This window comes from Pseudomonas tensinigenes, assembly GCF_014268445.2.
GTDB classification, from domain to species: domain Bacteria; phylum Pseudomonadota; class Gammaproteobacteria; order Pseudomonadales; family Pseudomonadaceae; genus Aquipseudomonas; species Aquipseudomonas tensinigenes.
In genome coordinates, this window is sequence record NZ_CP077089.1 from 4,846,599 (window position 1) to 4,863,866 (window position 17,268).

Here is a 17,268-nt window from a genome sequence, read left to right on the forward strand (position 1 = left end):
CGGACCTCAAGTAGCTGCACCGGCCGCCATTTCATTCAAAGAGGCCTCGACGACAGTCAAAACTGTTCGACGCACGTCGATCTTCCATCGCACGCGCTCGACGCATCGGTCCAGGCTTTCGCTATCGTCTGCGTCCAATGCTTTGCAAAGTCGCGCCAGTTCGTCGAGCCCAATTCCGGACTCGAAGGCTGCGCGGAGAAACCGCAGCCTTCCGAGTGTTTTGTCATCGAAAATGTTCTAGCCACTTTCGGTTCGCCGAGCAGGGTGCAACAAGCCGCGTATCATGTAGTCGCGCACGACATGCACGCTGACGCAAGCATCATCAGCCAGCTTCGATATCGAGTACGCATTCATACTGGGCTTTCCTCGCAGTCCTCTAGCAGCTTAAGCGCGACATCATGACCAAGGTCGAACGCACTCTCGACAGGCACGACCTCAATCCCTTGGTGGGTCGAAGCCCACGAATTTGCAATAGACGGAGACGCAAAGAAATGCACATGACAGCAAAACGAACAACGAATGTCGGGCGAAGTATCCGGAGTTCGCAGTGAAACCATTGCTTCTGCCGGTTCGACATGAAGCACTGCTTCTGGTGCAACGGTGAGAGTGATCGGCCTACCGGTGGCGGCGCAGCGGGAAGTGACACGGGCAATCTTGCCGGTCAAGGCGGGAAACATCAAGGTGTCCAGCGCACACCATGTGTACAAATGACGGCCATCCACCTCAAAAACGTGAGAGGTTTCACGTAGTGTCAGCCCCAGTCCAATGATATTGGCCTCGTCGTCATATTCCGTACCAGGTGCCTGCTCAAGTACCGTTGCAACTCTCGCTCCAGACCATCCGAGTGCGCCGGCGAGCTTTTCGCGTGATACAGGTCCCCCCATCGCTAGCTGTCGGAGCAGCGCGACAAAGAGCGTTGCGAACTCTTTAGGATGATTGCCAGATGAAAGGCTTTCGGCAATCTTTTTGGAATAAATAGTCTTGTCCATTTTCCACCTGTTATATCGGGCAGCGATCAACCGGGATAAACCTTACTCGGCGGTTACGTCCTGCGCTTAACAAAGACGAATTACTTTGTGCCTTGCCGGCGTTGCCATTCCTCGGCCAGCAGCTGGGCTTGCTGTAACTGTTCGGGCTTCATTTGAGCTGCATAGTCTGCAACGACTTTTGCTGCTGTCGGTTCTCCCGACGCTGCGGCCAGACTCATCCACTGGTATGCCTGCACCTGGTCGGGCGCGATGTCGGTAAGACCCTTTGCAAACAGCTGGGCCAGCCTGACTTGAGCCTGCGTGTGTCCCTGCTCGGCAGCGAGGCGGTACCACTTGAAAGCCTCTGCATCGTTGGCAGGAGCCGCACGCCCATTCTTATACATACCGTCGACTTCACTTCCGTAGAGGCGCCCGAGGTTGAACTGTGCATCGGCTTCACCCTGCTCGGCCGCCCTGCGGAACCACTGGATCGATGCCGCGTGGTTTTGCTTTACGCCCATACCGCATTTGTACGCAAGACCCATGATGTTCTGAGCCATGGCATCGCCAGCCCTGGCCTTCTTTTCCCAATCACTGACGGTCTCTGGCGACAATGTTTCAATCGCGGCGCCGAGCTTAGAAAAATCATAAGCCGCCAACGCTTGGTTTGGCATGCCTAACGTTGCGGTACTTGCCAGTACGATCGTCAAGCACGCGCGTACACGGCGTAATTTAAGTCTGATGTCACAAAACATAAAAACTCCTCTGTCCCTGTTTTGGTGCCCAAGGTTTAGCCGGCACAGCACGATAGCTGTGTCACATCCTTCGAAAAAGTCTGTGCCACCAGTTTGAGACCTTCAACCATGGTGAGGTAAGGGAAAAGCTGGTTAGCCAGATCCTGGACGGTCATGCGGGCCCGGATGGCAATCGCGGCAGTCTGGATGATTTCGCCTGCTTCCGGTGTCACAGCCTGGACTCCGAGAATGCGTCCGGACCCTGCCTCAGCAACAAGCTTGATAAAGCCGCGGGTATCGAAGTTGGCGAGTGCACGCGGCACATTGTCGAGCGTGAGCGTACGGCTTTCGGTTTGCAGACCAATGCGCTGGGCCTCTGCTTCACTGTAGCCTACCGTGGCAACTTGCGGATCGGTGAACACGACTGCCGGCATGGCGTCGAGATCGAGCTTTACGTCGCCGCCGGTCATATTAATGCCAGCCCGGGTACCAGCCGCGGCTGCAACGTAGACGTACTGAGGCTGGTCAGTGCAGTCGCCAGCTGCGTAAATGTTCGAAGCACTCGTGCGCATGCCTTGATCGATCAGGATGCGATGTTGCGAGTCAAACGTCACACCTGCGCGCTCGAGATTCAGGCTTGCGGTATTTGGCGTGCGGCCGGTGGCAACAAGCAATTGATCCACCTTTAACTCGCCCTGCGCGGTCGTCAGGATGAATTGGCGGTCGCAATAGGTCACGGCACTCGCCTGCGTCTGTGTCAGCACCGTGATGCCTTCCGCACGGAAAGCTGCAGTCACGGCCTCGCCAATGGCAGGGTCGTCACTGGCAAACAAGGTGCGCCGGGCCAGGACCGTCACCTCGCTGCCCAAGCGCGCAAACGCTTGTGCCAGTTCCAGTGCTACGACCGAGGCGCCAATTACTGCCAGCCGTTTAGGAATGGCTTCGCTAACCAGGGCTTCGGTGGACGTCCAATATGGCGTTCCTGCAAGACCAGGCAACGGCGGGATGGCAGCGCTTGCACCAGTGGCAATGAGACAGCGATCGAAGGCCACTTCGCGAGTGTCACCTTCTGCCGCTTCCACGATAAGCGTTTGGCCATCCTTGAATCGGGCGCTGCCTCGCACCAGATTGATCGACGGATTGCTTTCGAGGATGCTTTCATATTTAGCATGACGCAGCTCGTCCACACGGGCCTGCTGTTGCGCCAGCAGACGGTCACGCAGGACAACTGGGGGCGTTGCCGACAGTCCCACGTCAAAAGGACTTTCGCGTCGCAGATGAGCGATATGCGCTGCCCGAATCATGATCTTAGAAGGGACGCAGCCCACGTTGACGCAGGTGCCGCCGATAGTTCCCCGCTCGATCAGGGTGACACGGGCACCGTTTTCAGCTGCCTTCAGCGCTGCTGCCACAGCGGCGCCGCCAGTACCGATGATCGCCACATGCAGCTGACCTGCCGGTTTCTCCACCGCGCGCTCGCCGCTCAGCCACTGGGCGGCTTTGCCAAGGAGTCCTGGCTGTTCAACACTGCGCTCTTTGCTTTCAAATTCGTCTGTAGGCGTAGCACCGTAACCAAGGGCGCCCACTGCTGCTACGAGCGCGGACACGTCAAGCCTATTGCCTGTGACTTGCGCCTTGTTCGATGGATAATCGACAGCCGCTCGCGTTACGCCGGGGACCGCCAGCAGCGCGTCCTCAACGTGCCTTGTACAACTTGGGCAAGTCATTCCCGCCACGCTCAAACCAACTTCGTTTAACTCTTGCATTCCGCTCTCTCTTTTATCCGTTGTGCCCAAGCCAACTAGTACGACGCCTCGGTCACTGAATCGGTTGTGCGCTTCAGGGAACAGGCTCCGTGGGTCGTTTACAGGCTGCTCACGCGATGACGACCGGCAGAATCGCCTGAGCGGCATCTCTGCCGTGGTTCTAGCGATGCTGCCGTTATTTGTTGCCTTACTTCTTCAGCTCAGATGGGTAGCCTACATCCGTCGTCGCCTTGCTAAGCGCCTGGACGTTGGTCTTCGCATCGTCAAACGTTACGACGGCAAGCTTGGTTGAGAAGTCGACCTCGGTCTTGCTAACACCGTCGACCTTGCTCAAGGCCTTTTTAATGGTGATAGGACAAGTCGCGCAGGTCATGCCAGGAACGGCCAAGGTGACCGTCTGCGTGGCGGCCCACACCGGGGCAACAGCGGCGGCGAGGGCAAGGGAGGCAAACAGTTTCTTCATGATGAACTCCTGGTTAATAGAAAAATGGAACGACATAGGGAAATCCAAGCGCGACCAGGACCAGCACGGCCACGATCCAGAAAATCAGCTTGTAGGTGGCGCGCACCTGCGGAATCGCGCAGACCTCACCTGGCTTGCATGCCTGCACGGGCCGGTAAATCCGCTTCCAGGCGAAGAACAGCGCCACTAGCGCCGCGCCGATGAACAACGGTCGATAGGGTTCCAGCACCGTCAGGTTGCCGATCCAAGCACCGGAGAAGCCCAGGGCGACCAGTACTAGCGGCCCCAGGCAGCAGGTCGATGCAAGAATGGCGGCCAGCCCGCCGGCGAAGAGCGCACCGCGCCCGTTTTGTGGTTCAGACATACGTTGGCCCTTTTGAATTTGGATTGGATAGCGTAACCTTACTTCCGTACTCATGTACGGAGTCAAGCGATATGGAAAATAATTTGGAAAACCTGACCATTGGCGTTTTTGCCAAGGCGGCCGGGGTCAACGTGGAGACAATCCGCTTCTATCAGCGCAAGGGCCTGTTGCCGGAACCGGACAAGCCTTACGGCAGCATCCGCCGCTATGGGGAGGCGGACGTGGTTCGGGTGAAATTCGTGAAATCGGCACAGCGGCTGGGGTTCAGTCTGGACGAGATTGCCGAGCTGTTGCGGCTCGACGATGGCACCCACTGCGAGGAGGCCAGCAGCCTGGCCGAGCACAAGCTCCAAGACGTGCGCGAGAAGATGGCCGATTTGGCGCGCATGGAGGCTGTGCTGTCTGACCTGGTGTGCGCCTGCCATTCGCGGCAGGGGAATGTTTCGTGTCCGCTGATTGCGTCGTTGCAAGGTGGAACGAGCTTGGCAGGGGCTTCCACAGCTTAGCGTGCTTTATTTTCCGTTTTCTGAGACGACCACAGATCAGAAAAGACTGTGCAGCCGACTCTTGATATTCCGTGCAGTCACCTTCTGAAAATGACAGCAAGGCTGAAAGCCACGTAACTGTATTCATCCGACGCGCGGTCAATAGAGTGTACCCAATTGAATACGTCCCGAGCCTAGGAAATAAGACTGCGCCCAGGAAATCATTGTGCATCACACACAACAACTCGTTCGCTGATTGTCGATGCCGCCAATGCTGGCAGAAGGCACGGTTGCGGGGTGAGTGCCTGGAGGGAGGGACGGGTGAGATATCGAGGGGGCGGGTGTGGGGCGCTATCGTCCTTCTCGCGCCGCTCACTACACATAACAGCGGCTGAGATTTCAGATCTTCTTCCCCAGGATCGAAACCGTGAGAACTGAATTTTCCACCCCGAAAATTCCCCCGGATTTTCATAGGCTTAAGCCACTATTTTACTTCCCCCCAGCACGCCAATCGCAAGATCATTTATCACTCTTTCATAACAACGTCAATATAAATATGCGACCGCTCGTCTAATGACGCTATCGTGCCGCCATCGTCGTCGATAAAATTTAAAACATTGGAAAAAGTTCAACCAATCAGGGGGATTGGGAATGTTTAGCCAGCCGCCAGAAAAATCACAGACAGCAGCGATCACGCTGAGCCAGCTCGCGGCCATCACTGGGCGAGACCCCTCCTACTTCAGTCTCCACAAAGACGAGCTGCCCGAGCCTGTGCCGGTGCACGTGGGTACGCATGGACGGCCGCAGAACGCCTACTCGATCGAACAGCTCGCAGAGCTGGTCATCCAGCGCACCGGGCACCTTTCCGACTCAATCGTAAGGCTGCGCCTGGCTTTGTCCGGCCATCGTCCACCCGTCGAAAGGGATCGTAACGCCATGCTCAATCTGAAGAATCTGAGCCTGTTCAGCTTGTACGAAGTTGGTGATGAGCTGGTCGTTCTACCAAACGATCTCAGCGAGCTGTCGCCAAGCCTACAGACCACAGTCCGCGCCGCCCTCGCTCGAGAGCACGCCGATACCCGAGCACGTCGCACTGCACGCCGCCAACTTCGTACACGTTCCGTCAATACCGAAGGAGTAGAGCCATGACTTTCGCCGAGATGTTCTGCCATTACCCGAACGGTCTGCCTCCTACGGCAGATCCAGAGTTGTCAGCAGCCCTTTCTGCCGACTTGGCTGCTCAGACGCAATTGATCATCGACGCCGAAGATCGCGCTCAGGATCGTGCGTGGATAACAACCTGTGCCGCCCTCGACAAGGCTGCGCGTGAATCACGTAGTTAAAACTGCCGGCCGGTGCCGGGGGAGATACCGAAATGGCGACCATCATGGAAATGCTAAACCAAGGGATCGGCGGGCTGAATACGCCGCTCGGTCAGCTCGGTACGCAACTGCTCGCCCAGTCCGGGCCGCAGCAAGGCAACCCGAGCGGCGGTGCTCGACTCGGTCAGGCATTGGCCGGCATGTCAGAAATGCAGCGCGCTCAAGCCCTGCAGCAATATCGCGACCAAATGATCACGCAGCAACAGCAGGCAATGGCGCTGCGTCAGGTACAAGCCCAGGCGAAGCAGGAAGCGGCCCAGCGCCAACAGCAGGCGTTTGCAGACCCTGCGTTGCAAGCTCAGCTCGGGCCGATGGCCAAGCAGCTGGCATCGCTTGGCATCGATCCTGACACCATCCTGAAAGCGAACAGCAGCGACGCGCTGCAGGCCCATCGGGCGGCGCAGCTCCAGCAGCAGGCCAGCCAGTTTGCCCAGGCGCAAGCCACCCGCAGTGCCGGCGGTGGCAGTCAGTCGGCGGGACCGAAAGTCCCAACGCCGCGCCAGGTCCTCGAAGAGCCGTTAGAAAACGGCATGTTGCAGAAGCACATCTTCGACCCAACGACCAACACCTACAAGCCCTACGGCAAGCCTTACCGGCAGTACGCCCCAGGCAAGGCCGACCCGATGCAGGCACTGCTCGGCGACGTCGCGCCCGATGATAACGCTGGCGCGGGTCCTGCCGTACCTGGGCTGCCGGGTGCGACCGCGTCTGCGGCGCCGCTGCAGGGTGCTGATTTGCTCATGTATGGCAGCGGTTCCAGCCCGATGGCGAAGCCCGCAGCTCCTGCGCAAACCAGTCCTCGGGGCGGTATGAGTGCTGATCTGGCTGCTGCAAAAAGCGCCGTCCAGTCCGGCAAGTCTCGGGAGGCCGTGGTTAACCGCCTGATTCAGGGTGGGTACACCCCTCAGCAGATCCAGGCGGCGGGGATCTAAACCATGGCGCTTTCATTCGATGACCTCCCGGACGAAGCCCCGGCAGCTGTGCCAGCGGCGCAGGCCGGGCCAGTAGCGGGCGGGCTGAGTTTTGACGATCTTCCCGACGCAGCGCCCCGGGCAGATATCTCTGACCGTACTGCCGGCCAGTGGGTAACGGACATCGGCGGCAATGTCGGGCGCGGTGCTTACAACCTATTCGATAGCCTTGCAGGGCTGGGCGACATCGCCACGGGCGGCGAGGTTACACCGTGGCTCGCCCGGCATGGCTTGGACTCCAAGGCTGCACGTCAGGTACTGGATGACGAGATGTCGCCCCAAGCCAAAGCGCAACGTGATGAGGTCGTGAATGCGCAGGGGTTCGGCTCGACCATCGCCGCACTACTGCAAAACCCGGCGTACGCCGCGGGCCAGGTCGTCGAGTCGGTGCCGACAATGGTAGTCGGCGGTGCTGCAGGCAAAGGCGCGGCACTCGGCGCCAAGGCACTCGGAATGAATGCAGGTCGCGCTGCACTGGTCGGCGCTGGTACGGGCGAGGGACTCGCAACGGCGGGTCAGCAGGCTGCCAACACAGTCCAGCAAACCGGCGACCTCACGCTCGGCCAGACGGCTGCAGCACTCGGCGCAGGTGGACTCACGGGCCTGATTGGTGCCGGTTCCGCAGGGTTGGGCAATCGCCTCGGAGCGGCTGATATCGATGCCATGTTGGCAGGCGCATCTGGCCCAGCAGTTGGGCGCAACGTCCTGTCGCGCATGGGTATCGGCGCCGGGATGGAAGCGGGCGAAGAGACACTGCAATCCTCTCAAGAGCAGGCCATGCAGAACGCCGCACTCGGCAACCCGCTGACCCAAGGCATCGGAAACGCCGCCGGCCAAGGCGCGGTGCTGGGCGGGTTCATGGGGGCGGCAGGCGGACTGCGTCGCCCGACCATTGCTGATCCGCAGCCAGCCCCGGTGCCACAGCCCGTGCAACAACAGCAAGGCATGGCGCAACCACAACAAGCCGTCACCCCCACGTCAGAACCTGTCACGGAGGCGCCAAGCCCTGCGGCCGCGCCGACACCGTTCGCCAAATCGCAAGACATCAACCCGCTGATGGATAACCTCGGTGTGCAGGGAGATGCCCGCGCGCAGACGCTGGATCTGTTGCGCCCGGCGGAAGCAGATATTGAAGCCCGTCGACGCGGAGTCGTCACGCTCGAAGAACAGCGCCGGCTCGCTCGACTGATTGGCATTGATGGCTCTGACGGCAAGATCGACAACGTGTTCTCACGCAAGATCGGCAAAGCCTTCAACGCGGAAGAAATCATCGCGATGACGGATCACGTCAGCGACCGACTGAAGTCTGTGCTCGAACAACAAGCGCAGATCACCAGCGGGCAGGCCAACGATATTCAGCGGGCAGAATTCGTGCAGAGCGTGGCGGATCTGCAAAATACATTCGGTGCACTTGCAGGCGCCCGCGCGGAATCTGGCCGAGCGCTTGCGGCTCAGCGCCGTCAGGTATTCGACTATCGCCAGGCGCAACACATCCTCGAAGGCATAGGCGGTGTTCAAGGGGCTGATGATTTAGCGCTTGCCTTGAGCAAAGCCGTTCAGAGCGGCGGGGTCGCCAATGCGTCCAAGCTTATCGCCAACCGCAAGCCGGGGCTGTTCGATTACTACTACCGCGCAGCACTGCTGAGCGGCGTCCGCACCCACGCGGTGAACATCCTCAGTAACACGATGACGCTCGGTAACGAAATGATCGAGCGCGGTATCGCTGCCGGCGTCGGCGGAGCGAAGCGCCTGGCCACGGGCGGCAAGTCCGGTGAGACATTATTTGCGGAACCGCTGGACCTGCTGATCGGTTCGGCCAAAGGAATGAACAAGGCAGGCATCGCCGCATACGACGCTTTCAAGTCCGGTGAGTCGCCTATGCTGGGCGTCGGCAAAGCTGAATCCGGCGTGGGCATCAGGGCTGCGCAAGGCATCGCGGAGAAAGCGTTTTCGCTGCCATACCGTGCGCTGGGAGCCGAGGACGCCTGGTTTGCGACGCTCAACTATGAGGGCGAACTACGGTCACTTGCACGTCACCAAGCAATGGCAGACAGGAAGTCTGGCGCAATTCCTCAGGACACCAAACTCAGCCAACGCATTGAGCAGCTTGTGCAGAACCCTACGCCCGGGATGATCGAAAAAGCGGGAGAGCATGCTCGAACCAACACCTTCAACAACAAAGCCGGTGCGTTCGCCCAAGCGATCATGTCTGCAAAAGCCAAAGCGCCGTGGTTGAACATCATCGTGCCGTTTGTACGCACGCCCGCGAACATCGTGAAGTTCGGCCTGAAGCGTACGCCCCTCGCTCCAGCGTTCGCAGATGTCCGGGCTGACATCAAAGCCGGAGGCGCCAAACAGGAGCGCGCTATCGCTCGGGTACTCTGGGGCACCAGCGTGATGATCGGTGCCGGTGCACTGGCTCAGGCGGGATACATCACCGGTGCTGGCCCTGAAGACAAGCAAGAGAAGGCGGCGCTAATGGCCACAGGCTGGCGCCCGTACAGCATCAAGGTCGACGACACCTACCACGAATATTCCCGACTCGACCCATTTGCACAATGGCTCAGCATGGCTGCCGACTTGGCGACCACTGACTACCAGCACAAGGACGCTGGCGACATCGCCGCAGGTCTGCTCGGAAGCTTCGCGAACGCCACGATCAACAAGACCTACATGCAAGGCCTGTCGAACTTCAGCGAGTTCCTCAGCGACCCGAAACGCAACGGCGGTTGGTATCTCCGGCAGCAAGCCGGCACCCTGGCACAGCCGTTCACACTGCTCAGCAACATCGCCAGCGAAAACGACCCTTACGGCCGTGAAACGAACTCTGTGCTGGATGCGATCAAGTACCGGGTACCGGGCCTACGTCAGGACTTGCCGATCAAGCTTGACCACTTCGGCGCCCCTGTCGCGAACCGCACGTACCCTGGTGGCCCGCTCTCTATTGCCGCACCTATCGCACAGTCGAAAGAGACGGCCGACCCTGTACGCCTGGAAGCCGCCCGAATCGGTTGGGCGCCGGGCAAGACCCAGGACCATTTCACGATCAAGAAACAGCGCTACAACCTCAGCGACGAGCAGATGAGTGAGTTCAACGAGCTGGCCGGGAAACTGACCAGCAAGACGGTGCTGCGCGCCATGCGCTCGAAGGGTTGGGCTGCGTTGGACGACGACGAAAAGCGCGATTTTCTGGATGCCGAACTGAAGAAGGCCCGCACCGCTGTGCGTGTTGCGTTCGTCCCATACCTGGCCAACGGCAACCGCCGCGCCGTCGAAAACTTGCGCCGGCTGACCGGGCAACAGGAGGGTAAATGAGCACCAACCAACAAGCGATCGAGGCCGCTGCGGTCGTGACAAAGGCACGGGCCGACCTCGACGAACTGCTGCGTATCAAGCGACTGCTTGAAACCGAGCTACCCGCCGCCCGCGCTGCGCTTCAGGCAGCAGAAAAGAAGCTGCGCGAGGCCACTCGCCCAGACAAAAAAGCTGAGCGCGAAGCCGAGCTGAATCTGCTGCGCGCCAAGATCGTCAACGCTCGTCAACCCGAGGACTGCACCCATGTTTGACTTGAAACGGCTTGAACAGCTTCGCCACGAGGCAGAACTCAACAACATCGATTTTTCCCGTGGGCACATCCGTGAGTCCCAAGGCGGTGGCTACACGGTGACCTTCGATAAACCTTTGTTCGACTGCTCCCCAGTGCTTGCGCATGACGATGTGCCGACCGAGCGCGACGCACGTACCGCCGGCAATGCCGAAGGTGAGCTGCTGAGCGGACTGCTGCTGATCCAGCGAGCCGAGCGCCAGAAGCTGCGCATCGGCCGCTGCTTCGGACTGAGCGGCGACCAGATCAGCCGTCGGCCACTGACAGCTGCCGAGGTTGACGAGTACCTGGCCGACCTCGCTCACAGGAAGCAAGTCAGCAAGCTACAAAAAGAGCTGGCACAGGTGTTGGAATCCAACGCCGCGAGCGCCGCCAACACTGCCGGTGCCGACAGTTTGAAAGATCGATACGGGCTGTCTGGAAAGGCTGCTCCGAAGTCATCCAAATCATCCCCTAGCGCCAAGCCTCAACGTGCGCCGTCCCGTTCTGGAGTGAAGTCATGAGTGAAGAATTCGATATCAGCCAGACAATGGCCGCAGAACTCACAGGTACGGTAGGTGTGCCAGACGCTGCCGATTCAGGCGACGAACTCCCGGAAGGCCTCGCCAACGCTGTCGCCGAATTCGACCTGCACGCCGTCGAGAAGGATCTGTCGCTGCCGACTGACCTGGACGACACGCGCCAAGGCGAACTTGATCGCGAGGCTGAGCAAGATGCTGGCCGTCAAAGTAAGCGCAAAGTGCCACTTGCTGCGTTGCATGAAGAGCGCAGCAAACGTCAGGCGCTTGAGCTGCAGCTCCAGGCACAGGCGCAGCAGTTGCAGCAGCTTCAAGCTCAGTGGCAGGCCACGCAGCAGGCACAGCAACAAGCTGCCGAACAAGCGGCCATCCCGGACTTTGACGAAGATCCCCGTGGATACATCGAGGCGAAGGAGCGTCAGTTCGCGCAGGCGCTCGACCAACTGCAGAACGGCCCCTCTCAACAGCAGCAGGCAGCTCTGCAGCACCAGCAGGTAACAGCCGCCGTCGTCAATCTTGAACAGCAGTTCATGGCGGCGGTGCCGGACTACGAACAGGCGGTTGACCTGGTACAGCGAAACGCTGACGCACAAATACGGCAGCTGTACCCGCAGGCGACTGAGGAACAATTTCAGATGATCCGCTCGACTGCTCTGGGTGAGTTCGCCCGCCAGTGCTTGGCGAACGGGGCCAACCCGGCTGAAAAAATCTACGCGAAGGCACAAGCGTTAGGGTTCAAGACCTCCGGCCAGACCCCACGACGCGAGCCACCAACCAGCTTGGGCAGCCTCAGCGGCAGTGCACGCGCGCCTGATGAAAAAGGCGCTGTCAGTGCATCCGACATTGCGGGCATGAGCGAAGCCGAGTTCGACAAGTACTGGGCCGGGCTGAAGTCCGGCAGTGCAATCGGGCCGGCGTTCTAGGGGTGGCGCCATGGGCGAATCGAGCGAATACAAGACACGCAAGCGGCCCGTTACCACCGCGACGGCGCTTGAGGCACTGCTGCGTGACTTCCAGGCGGACGCTGAGGAACGTGGTAGCGAAGCCACGAAGCAACGCAGACGGTTGCTGCTGCGTGGATTCCGGGCTGGTTTGTGGGTGATGGCCGACCGGCCAGACCTTAATGAGGTTGCACAGGCACTGCGGGCTGAGTTGTTCGGGCATCGCTTGCCGGCAGTTGCTGACGAAGAAAACGAACTGTGCCAATCCGGCACCGAAGAAGAGGTGGTGAAATGATCGACAAACGCGAGGGTGTGAGCAAAAAACCGGTGAAGACGCAGGAGTACTTCCCGCAGTCGAACCCAGGCAAACCGCCGAAAGGCAAGGCCGAGAAAGGTAAGGGGAAGTGAAAGTAGGGGCAGAGAATGCCCCTACTTTAATACCAAGACGGAATTTAGGATTTGACCTTTACCCATGGATCGGCGGCGCGGATTGAGTAAACGAATTTCTCCTCTCGATCCTTGGCATCAGCGCCTTTGTAATTCAGTGTAATAAAACCCAAAACATCCTCAGACGGGTTTGCGAAGACCAGTGGTATTTTAAACTTTCGACTTTGAGTTATTTGCTCGGACTCGACTGATACTGTGCTTCCTATTGGCGGCTCAAATACAATACGGACGTCATAAGCGTTAGCACCAGAACAACCGATTTCCATACTTGTGTCCACCTTCGAACCCGGTACACCGCCGCCTCCTCGAACTCCGTGACTGAAAACAAAGTTTGCCCGGTTACCACGCTCGATCTCATCCAGCTGCAATTGCAGTGCGGCTCGTTGCGCGTCTATTTGCTGGGTCGCTGCAGCTGCCATAATTGACTGTTGCGCTACTGAATTCTTGAGTTCAAACGCCTGCAGTTTCAGCGCCTCGGTGCCTTGCCGCAGTTCATCGCCCTGCTGGAGGAAGCCGAATACCAGCCACAGAAATGCGACTGGCCCGAACGCACCGGCTAGAAAATCACCGACCTCGTTTAGCGGCATAGTCATGAGGGTATCTGCACGCCCCCAAATTACCACAACGACTATGACCAGGTACGTGAGAGTCAATGCGCCGCCGATCTCCCCTAGATGCTCGCGCAGGTGCCAGCCAGCAGGCTTGATCTTCTTCGCAGTGCACTTCAATGCTGCCGCGAAAGCGAAAGCTGCTACCAGTGCAGCGATGATGGTCACTGACAGCGGCCACCCCTCGTCCGGCACAGCTGGGGACACTCTCCAAAACACGCCGTTCACCGGCTCCCATAGACCCGCCATCACAGCCCCTCTCATGCCCCGCCGCGATCCATTCGTGGCAAATAGCCAGCGATGATAGCGGTGGCGTGCTGATCAGTCACCTCTGTGCTGGAGGACGAGCTTGGCGATGCCTTGTTTGATGTGCCCAGCGTTCTCCCCAATCGCGTAGAGGGCACCACGCACGTTCTCGCCGACCTCGGTATGGCCCTGCTGCTCGATGAGCAAAGTCAGCTCCATGATCGCGGCTTCAAGCGCCAATTGATTGGTGTAGATACGATCGAGGGTGTCGGGTAGGGAGTATTCGGTGGGCATCGATTCGATTCCGTTCGAGAAAACCGAAGCGTAGCACCGTACTTAACGCATTGTGCCGAATACACAGCTACGCTACTTCGGCATGGCGACGAGGCAGGCTATCTTCCATCCTTGGAGTAAGAACGCATGAAACGGACCCTCGTTTTAATAGGCCTGATTATGGTCCTCGGTGGTTGCGCCATCTCTTCTAAGACATACACACCTGACGGCCGCGAGGGGTTCAGCATCGATTGTTCAGGGAGTGCATTGAACTGGGGTAAATGCCTAGAAAAGGCCGGTGACTTATGTGGTGCGCGCGGGTACGAGGTTCTGGAAAGATCTGGCGACACAGGGAGCGTGGTCGGGGGTGGCCAGTACAGCCTGTACGGCGGATCGGTCATAACCAGAACCATGCTCATAGTCTGCAGGTAGGGATTCGGTGGTGTCCTAGCCATGACCCCTATCAACTTTCATCGCCTTCACCCTCGAACGGCGGCATGCCCTCGGGGGCGATGCCGTCTTTGATGTAGTCAGTCCAAACAGTGTCCGGCCGTTGATCCCACCAGTCAGCGTTATCAGAGCACCAGCACTTGCGGTTCGGGTTGGTGGAGGGTCTGCCCTCTTTGTCTGGCTTGAACAGCTGCTTAAACCCCAACTTGGACAGCATGCCTGGGAGCGTTTGGGGGCTGATCCCGTAGGCCTTCATGGTTGATTCGTAGGTGGGGATCGCCGCCAACTGAATGAAGATGCTCTGGCAGCGGACGATCTGTTTGGCGAACGGGCCTTCACGCCCCGCGACGCGCTCTTCAAGCCAGTTGATGCCATGCCCCCGCGCCGCCTTCTGCATGGCCCGCGCCGCTTCTGTCTGCGGCACTGGTGCATACGGGTCCCAATCCTTGGGAAACACCCATGTGGCCAGTACCTGTGCCAGCGCAGGTGCACCGGGGCCGTCAATCCAGTCAATCAGGTCTTTGTAGTACTGGTCGCTTTGGCGCTCGGCGAGGCAGCGCAGTACCGCGATCCGCCCGTCCTTCTCCATCAACGGCAGCGCGTCTGCGTGGTTGGACGTGATGATGTAGTGGGCGATGTTCTTGATTTCTTTCGACGCAACGCCCTTGCCTTCGAACTGCATGGTGGGTTCGGAGATCGTGTTCTTGAATTCCTCTACCGCATCCTTGTCCTTCGGCCCGATCCGTACCTCATTGATGAAGATGATTCGCTTGTGCAGGATGCTGTCGTTGAACTTCGACGTCAGGATCTTGCTGCTGCCGCTGGTCAGTACCAACGGGGCGCCGAACACCTTGGAAATGAGTCGGCCGAGCAGGTTTTTGCCCACCCTCCCCTGTTGCGAATACAGCAGCACAGCGGTCGGCATTTTGATCTCAGGTGTTTGGTACAGCTGCGCCAGCCAGCACAGAAAGAACGTCACGCCAACCACATCGCCGCCGGCCAGGTACATCAGGTGATTCGTCAGGATCGTGACGTCCTCCGCTGTAGCTGCCGGGTTTCGTTCAGCCATGGTGATTTTCAACTGGTGCCAGCGGTTGAACACGTCAGGGCAATCATCGGCATCCTGAAAAGCCGCCTTGCTGGTGGGCTCCATCACGATGCGGCGCACCACACGGCGATCCGGTTCGTTCCACTGCCACCAGACATCCCCTGCAGGCGCTTGCTTCCACGCCATGCTTCCATCCTTGTCGGCAGCCAGTATCTGAATGCTCCCGTAGTGCTTCGCGCAATGCTGACGCATGCCTTCCTTGCAGAACGTATCGCCGCTTTCGATGTGGTAGGCGACAACCTTGCCGCCGGAGGTGAGCAGCACAAAATCTTCGCTGATGTAGCGAAGAATTTCACGGGACTCAAGGTCGATATCTCCCGCCTTGGGTTGCCGATCGGAGGGTTGTGGCGTCACTTGCTGACTCTGGCCAACAGGCGCAACTAATAGGCTGGCGGCATTCGTGCCGAAAGGTGCCTCTACATTCGGCACGGGGCCTTCCTGGACATCATCCTCTGTCTGCTGGAGGCTGTCCTCGCGCGCGGTTCTGGCCTGCTTGGCTGCTGACTGGATCGATTGCACACAAACCTTATCGCCGCGGCGTTGTGCGTCCTCCATGGCCTGCTTGGCGTGTACCGCGAGCGCGTCCTGCTGTTCGCCGTCGTCGGTAGCCAGCGCCAGGTCAAAAGCAGAGAGCCACGCCTCGGCGTCCCACACGACGGCTTCGTTGGCTGCTGGCTGTGGATCCGCTGCGAAGGCAATGGCGGGCGTGGTAGCTGTGGCAGTGATTGATCGCTCGGTCATTGTCAGCACCGAGGGTGCGACGTTTCGCTTGGCCTGGAACTGCGCGGCGAGGTCGAAGATTGACGGCGGCAGTCGAAGACTTGCGGACGCAGTCGAGCTATAATTACTCATCAGGAAATACCCCTTAACCCCTTCGAGTTCGCGCTCCTTGGGGTTTTCTTTTGTCCGTAGAAAATTCAGGCAGGCTGATTGGCACCGTCGAACGCAGCCAGCGGATTGGGCACTGGTCGTGCCGCTGCGCGTGCGAGGATCCAGGCGTCCACCTCGCTCTTCAGCCAGGCCACACGGCCGGCATACCCGCCGGCGCGGGTCATGCCGATTTCCACGGGGGCGGGAAAATGCCCGGCTGCCACCCAGTTGTCCAGTGTGTTGCGACTGACACCGATCGCCCTCATCAGGTCATCCGGGTGCAGAAAGGTGTCGACGGTCTTGGCGATTTCTCTGGCTCTGGCTCTGCTCATGTCGGGGCGCTCCTGCCGGGGTAGCTTTCGGGGTAGATCATCGCGCGACCAGCAGTAGGAGCCTTGTTCTAGAGCGCCTTTTTGCACCTGTGCCGCAGTTGATTATGAACTCCGTTTTTATTGTCGACGATCACCCGGTCATCCGTCTCGCCGTTCGAATGCTGCTGGAACATGAAGGCTACAAGGTCGTCGGCGAAACCGACAACGGGGTCGATGCCATGCAAATGGTGCGCGAGTGCATGCCGGACCTGATCATTCTCGACATCAGCATTCCAAAACTTGATGGCCTGGAGGTACTTGCCCGCTTCAACGCCATGAGTTCGCCGCTCAAAACCCTGGTGCTGACTGCTCAATGTCCGACGTTATTCGGTATTCGTTGCATGCAGTCCGGTGCTTCCGGGTATGTCTGTAAACAGGAAGACTTGAGCGAACTGGTCAGTGCGATAAAAGCGGTGCTGTCCGGTTACAACTATTTCCCCAGTCAGGCGTTGAATCCGGTTCGCAGCGACGATACTCGTTATGCAGAACTGGAACTGTTCAAATCCGTCAATGATCGCGAATTAATGGTTTTGCAGTTATTTGCCCAAGGCCGTACCAACAAGGAAATAGCCAAGGGCATGTTTCTCAGCAATAAAACGGTCAGTACCTATAAAAAACGCTTGATGCAAAAACTCAAAGCCAAATCCCTTGTAGAACTTATCGAGATGGCCAAACGCAACGCACTCGTGTGAGACCCCG

The 17,268-nt window shown here is 58.9% G+C and carries 19 protein-coding genes and 1 pseudogene; 10 read left to right on the forward strand and 10 right to left on the reverse strand.

Annotated features, from left to right (window positions below; genetic code table 11):
* Window positions 1-6: 6 nt before the first annotated feature.
* From merD to HU718_RS21400, 6 genes and pseudogenes are all read right to left on the reverse strand, one after another.
* Window positions 7-354, reverse strand: a pseudogene (gene merD, locus HU718_RS21375) (mercuric resistance transcriptional repressor MerD).
* On the reverse strand, window positions 351-989 hold the full coding sequence (gene merB, locus HU718_RS21380) for an organomercurial lyase MerB (RefSeq protein WP_011405610.1): 639 nt from the start codon (window positions 987-989) through the stop codon (window positions 351-353). The pseudogene merD and the gene merB overlap by 4 nt, the downstream one beginning before the upstream one ends.
* 80 nt (window positions 990-1,069) lie before the next feature.
* A complete protein-coding gene (gene merG / locus HU718_RS21385; protein ID WP_011405609.1) occupies window positions 1,070-1,723 on the reverse strand; it encodes a phenylmercury resistance protein MerG in 654 nt (217 codons plus the stop codon).
* Between the two features lie 35 nt (window positions 1,724-1,758).
* Window positions 1,759-3,468 carry a mercury(II) reductase gene (gene merA / locus HU718_RS21390; protein ID WP_011405608.1) on the reverse strand — a complete coding sequence of 570 codons (1,710 nt, stop codon included), beginning with the start codon at window positions 3,466-3,468 and terminating at the stop codon, window positions 1,759-1,761.
* Between the two features lie 187 nt (window positions 3,469-3,655).
* Window positions 3,656-3,931 (reverse strand): mercury resistance system periplasmic binding protein MerP, encoded by a 276-nt coding sequence (merP, locus tag HU718_RS21395; protein ID WP_011405607.1) that lies wholly within the window; start codon window positions 3,929-3,931, stop codon window positions 3,656-3,658.
* Window positions 3,932-3,944: 13 nt separating this feature from the next.
* Complete coding sequence (locus tag HU718_RS21400) at window positions 3,945-4,295, reverse strand: mercuric transport protein MerT (RefSeq protein WP_001294663.1); 351 nt, start codon at window positions 4,293-4,295, stop codon at window positions 3,945-3,947.
* A gap of 71 nt (window positions 4,296-4,366) precedes the next feature.
* Here HU718_RS21400 and merR point away from each other — a divergent pair, with 71 nt between their 5' ends.
* The 9 genes from merR to HU718_RS21445 all read left to right on the forward strand — a co-directional run bounded on the left by merR (window position 4,367) and on the right by HU718_RS21445 (window position 12,491).
* Window positions 4,367-4,801 (forward strand): mercury resistance transcriptional regulator MerR, encoded by a 435-nt coding sequence (merR, locus tag HU718_RS21405; RefSeq protein WP_032490487.1) that lies wholly within the window; start codon window positions 4,367-4,369, stop codon window positions 4,799-4,801.
* 630 nt (window positions 4,802-5,431) lie between these two features.
* Window positions 5,432-5,929 carry a hypothetical protein gene (locus HU718_RS21410; protein ID WP_186613908.1) on the forward strand — a complete coding sequence of 166 codons (498 nt, stop codon included), beginning with the start codon at window positions 5,432-5,434 and terminating at the stop codon, window positions 5,927-5,929.
* Complete coding sequence (locus tag HU718_RS21415) at window positions 5,926-6,123, forward strand: hypothetical protein (RefSeq protein ID WP_186613906.1); 198 nt, start codon at window positions 5,926-5,928, stop codon at window positions 6,121-6,123. The genes HU718_RS21410 and HU718_RS21415 overlap by 4 nt, the downstream gene beginning before the upstream one ends.
* Window positions 6,124-6,167: 44 nt before the next feature.
* Complete coding sequence (locus HU718_RS21420) at window positions 6,168-7,094, forward strand: RAD23 family protein (protein ID WP_186613904.1); 927 nt, start codon at window positions 6,168-6,170, stop codon at window positions 7,092-7,094.
* 3 nt (window positions 7,095-7,097) lie between these two features.
* Window positions 7,098-10,448: a hypothetical protein gene (locus HU718_RS21425; protein ID WP_186613902.1), complete on the forward strand. Its 3,351-nt coding sequence runs from the start codon at window positions 7,098-7,100 to the stop codon at window positions 10,446-10,448.
* Window positions 10,445-10,699 carry a hypothetical protein gene (locus HU718_RS21430; protein WP_186613900.1) on the forward strand — a complete coding sequence of 85 codons (255 nt, stop codon included), beginning with the start codon at window positions 10,445-10,447 and terminating at the stop codon, window positions 10,697-10,699. Before HU718_RS21425 ends, HU718_RS21430 begins: the two co-directional genes overlap by 4 nt.
* Window positions 10,692-11,240, forward strand: a complete 549-nt coding sequence (locus tag HU718_RS21435; RefSeq protein ID WP_186613899.1) for a hypothetical protein — start codon at window positions 10,692-10,694, stop codon at window positions 11,238-11,240. Before HU718_RS21430 ends, HU718_RS21435 begins: the two co-directional genes overlap by 8 nt.
* Window positions 11,237-12,178, forward strand: a complete 942-nt coding sequence (locus HU718_RS21440; protein WP_186613897.1) for a hypothetical protein — start codon at window positions 11,237-11,239, stop codon at window positions 12,176-12,178. Before HU718_RS21435 ends, HU718_RS21440 begins: the two co-directional genes overlap by 4 nt.
* A gap of 10 nt (window positions 12,179-12,188) precedes the next feature.
* Window positions 12,189-12,491: a hypothetical protein gene (locus tag HU718_RS21445; protein WP_186613895.1), complete on the forward strand. Its 303-nt coding sequence runs from the start codon at window positions 12,189-12,191 to the stop codon at window positions 12,489-12,491.
* A gap of 157 nt (window positions 12,492-12,648) precedes the next feature.
* On the opposite strand, the gene HU718_RS21450 is transcribed toward HU718_RS21445, so the two are convergent.
* The 4 genes from HU718_RS21450 to HU718_RS21465 all read right to left on the reverse strand — a co-directional run bounded on the left by HU718_RS21450 (window position 12,649) and on the right by HU718_RS21465 (window position 16,530).
* Window positions 12,649-13,419 carry a hypothetical protein gene (locus HU718_RS21450; protein WP_186613893.1) on the reverse strand — a complete coding sequence of 257 codons (771 nt, stop codon included), beginning with the start codon at window positions 13,417-13,419 and terminating at the stop codon, window positions 12,649-12,651.
* Between the two features lie 153 nt (window positions 13,420-13,572).
* The gene (locus HU718_RS21455) at window positions 13,573-13,791 is read right to left on the reverse strand and encodes a hypothetical protein (protein WP_186613891.1); all 219 of its coding nucleotides are present in this window, start codon (window positions 13,789-13,791) and stop codon (window positions 13,573-13,575) included.
* A 442-nt stretch (window positions 13,792-14,233) separates the two neighbouring features.
* On the reverse strand, window positions 14,234-16,180 hold the full coding sequence (locus HU718_RS21460) for a primase-helicase family protein (protein WP_186613889.1): 1,947 nt from the start codon (window positions 16,178-16,180) through the stop codon (window positions 14,234-14,236).
* A gap of 65 nt (window positions 16,181-16,245) precedes the next feature.
* A complete protein-coding gene (locus HU718_RS21465) occupies window positions 16,246-16,530 on the reverse strand; it encodes a helix-turn-helix transcriptional regulator (protein WP_186613887.1) in 285 nt (94 codons plus the stop codon).
* A 104-nt stretch (window positions 16,531-16,634) separates the two neighbouring features.
* Between HU718_RS21465 and HU718_RS21470 the strand changes: the two genes are divergently transcribed.
* The gene (locus HU718_RS21470) at window positions 16,635-17,261 is read left to right on the forward strand and encodes a response regulator transcription factor (RefSeq protein ID WP_095120461.1); all 627 of its coding nucleotides are present in this window, start codon (window positions 16,635-16,637) and stop codon (window positions 17,259-17,261) included.
* The last annotated feature ends 7 nt before the right edge of the window (window positions 17,262-17,268 follow it).

Bases quoted from the DNA above. Each gene is read 5' to 3' on its own strand.
- merB (WP_011405610.1), bottom strand. From the start codon at position 989: ATGGACAAGACTATTTATTCCAAAAAGATTGCCGAAAGCCTTTCATCT.
- merG (WP_011405609.1), bottom strand. From the start codon at position 1,723: ATGTTTTGTGACATCAGACTTAAATTACGCCGTGTACGCGCGTGCTTG.
- merA (WP_011405608.1), bottom strand. From the start codon at position 3,468: ATGCAAGAGTTAAACGAAGTTGGTTTGAGCGTGGCGGGAATGACTTGC.
- merP (WP_011405607.1), bottom strand. From the start codon at position 3,931: ATGAAGAAACTGTTTGCCTCCCTTGCCCTCGCCGCCGCTGTTGCCCCG.
- HU718_RS21400 (WP_001294663.1), bottom strand. From the start codon at position 4,295: ATGTCTGAACCACAAAACGGGCGCGGTGCGCTCTTCGCCGGCGGGCTG.
- merR (WP_032490487.1), top strand. From the start codon at position 4,367: ATGGAAAATAATTTGGAAAACCTGACCATTGGCGTTTTTGCCAAGGCG.
- HU718_RS21410 (WP_186613908.1), top strand. From the start codon at position 5,432: ATGTTTAGCCAGCCGCCAGAAAAATCACAGACAGCAGCGATCACGCTG.
- HU718_RS21415 (WP_186613906.1), top strand. From the start codon at position 5,926: ATGACTTTCGCCGAGATGTTCTGCCATTACCCGAACGGTCTGCCTCCT.
- HU718_RS21420 (WP_186613904.1), top strand. From the start codon at position 6,168: ATGGAAATGCTAAACCAAGGGATCGGCGGGCTGAATACGCCGCTCGGT.
- HU718_RS21425 (WP_186613902.1), top strand. From the start codon at position 7,098: ATGGCGCTTTCATTCGATGACCTCCCGGACGAAGCCCCGGCAGCTGTG.
- HU718_RS21430 (WP_186613900.1), top strand. From the start codon at position 10,445: ATGAGCACCAACCAACAAGCGATCGAGGCCGCTGCGGTCGTGACAAAG.
- HU718_RS21435 (WP_186613899.1), top strand. From the start codon at position 10,692: ATGTTTGACTTGAAACGGCTTGAACAGCTTCGCCACGAGGCAGAACTC.
- HU718_RS21440 (WP_186613897.1), top strand. From the start codon at position 11,237: ATGAGTGAAGAATTCGATATCAGCCAGACAATGGCCGCAGAACTCACA.
- HU718_RS21445 (WP_186613895.1), top strand. From the start codon at position 12,189: ATGGGCGAATCGAGCGAATACAAGACACGCAAGCGGCCCGTTACCACC.
- HU718_RS21455 (WP_186613891.1), bottom strand. From the start codon at position 13,791: ATGCCCACCGAATACTCCCTACCCGACACCCTCGATCGTATCTACACC.
- HU718_RS21460 (WP_186613889.1), bottom strand. From the start codon at position 16,180: ATGAGTAATTATAGCTCGACTGCGTCCGCAAGTCTTCGACTGCCGCCG.
- HU718_RS21465 (WP_186613887.1), bottom strand. From the start codon at position 16,530: ATGAGCAGAGCCAGAGCCAGAGAAATCGCCAAGACCGTCGACACCTTT.
- HU718_RS21470 (WP_095120461.1), top strand. From the start codon at position 16,635: ATGAACTCCGTTTTTATTGTCGACGATCACCCGGTCATCCGTCTCGCC.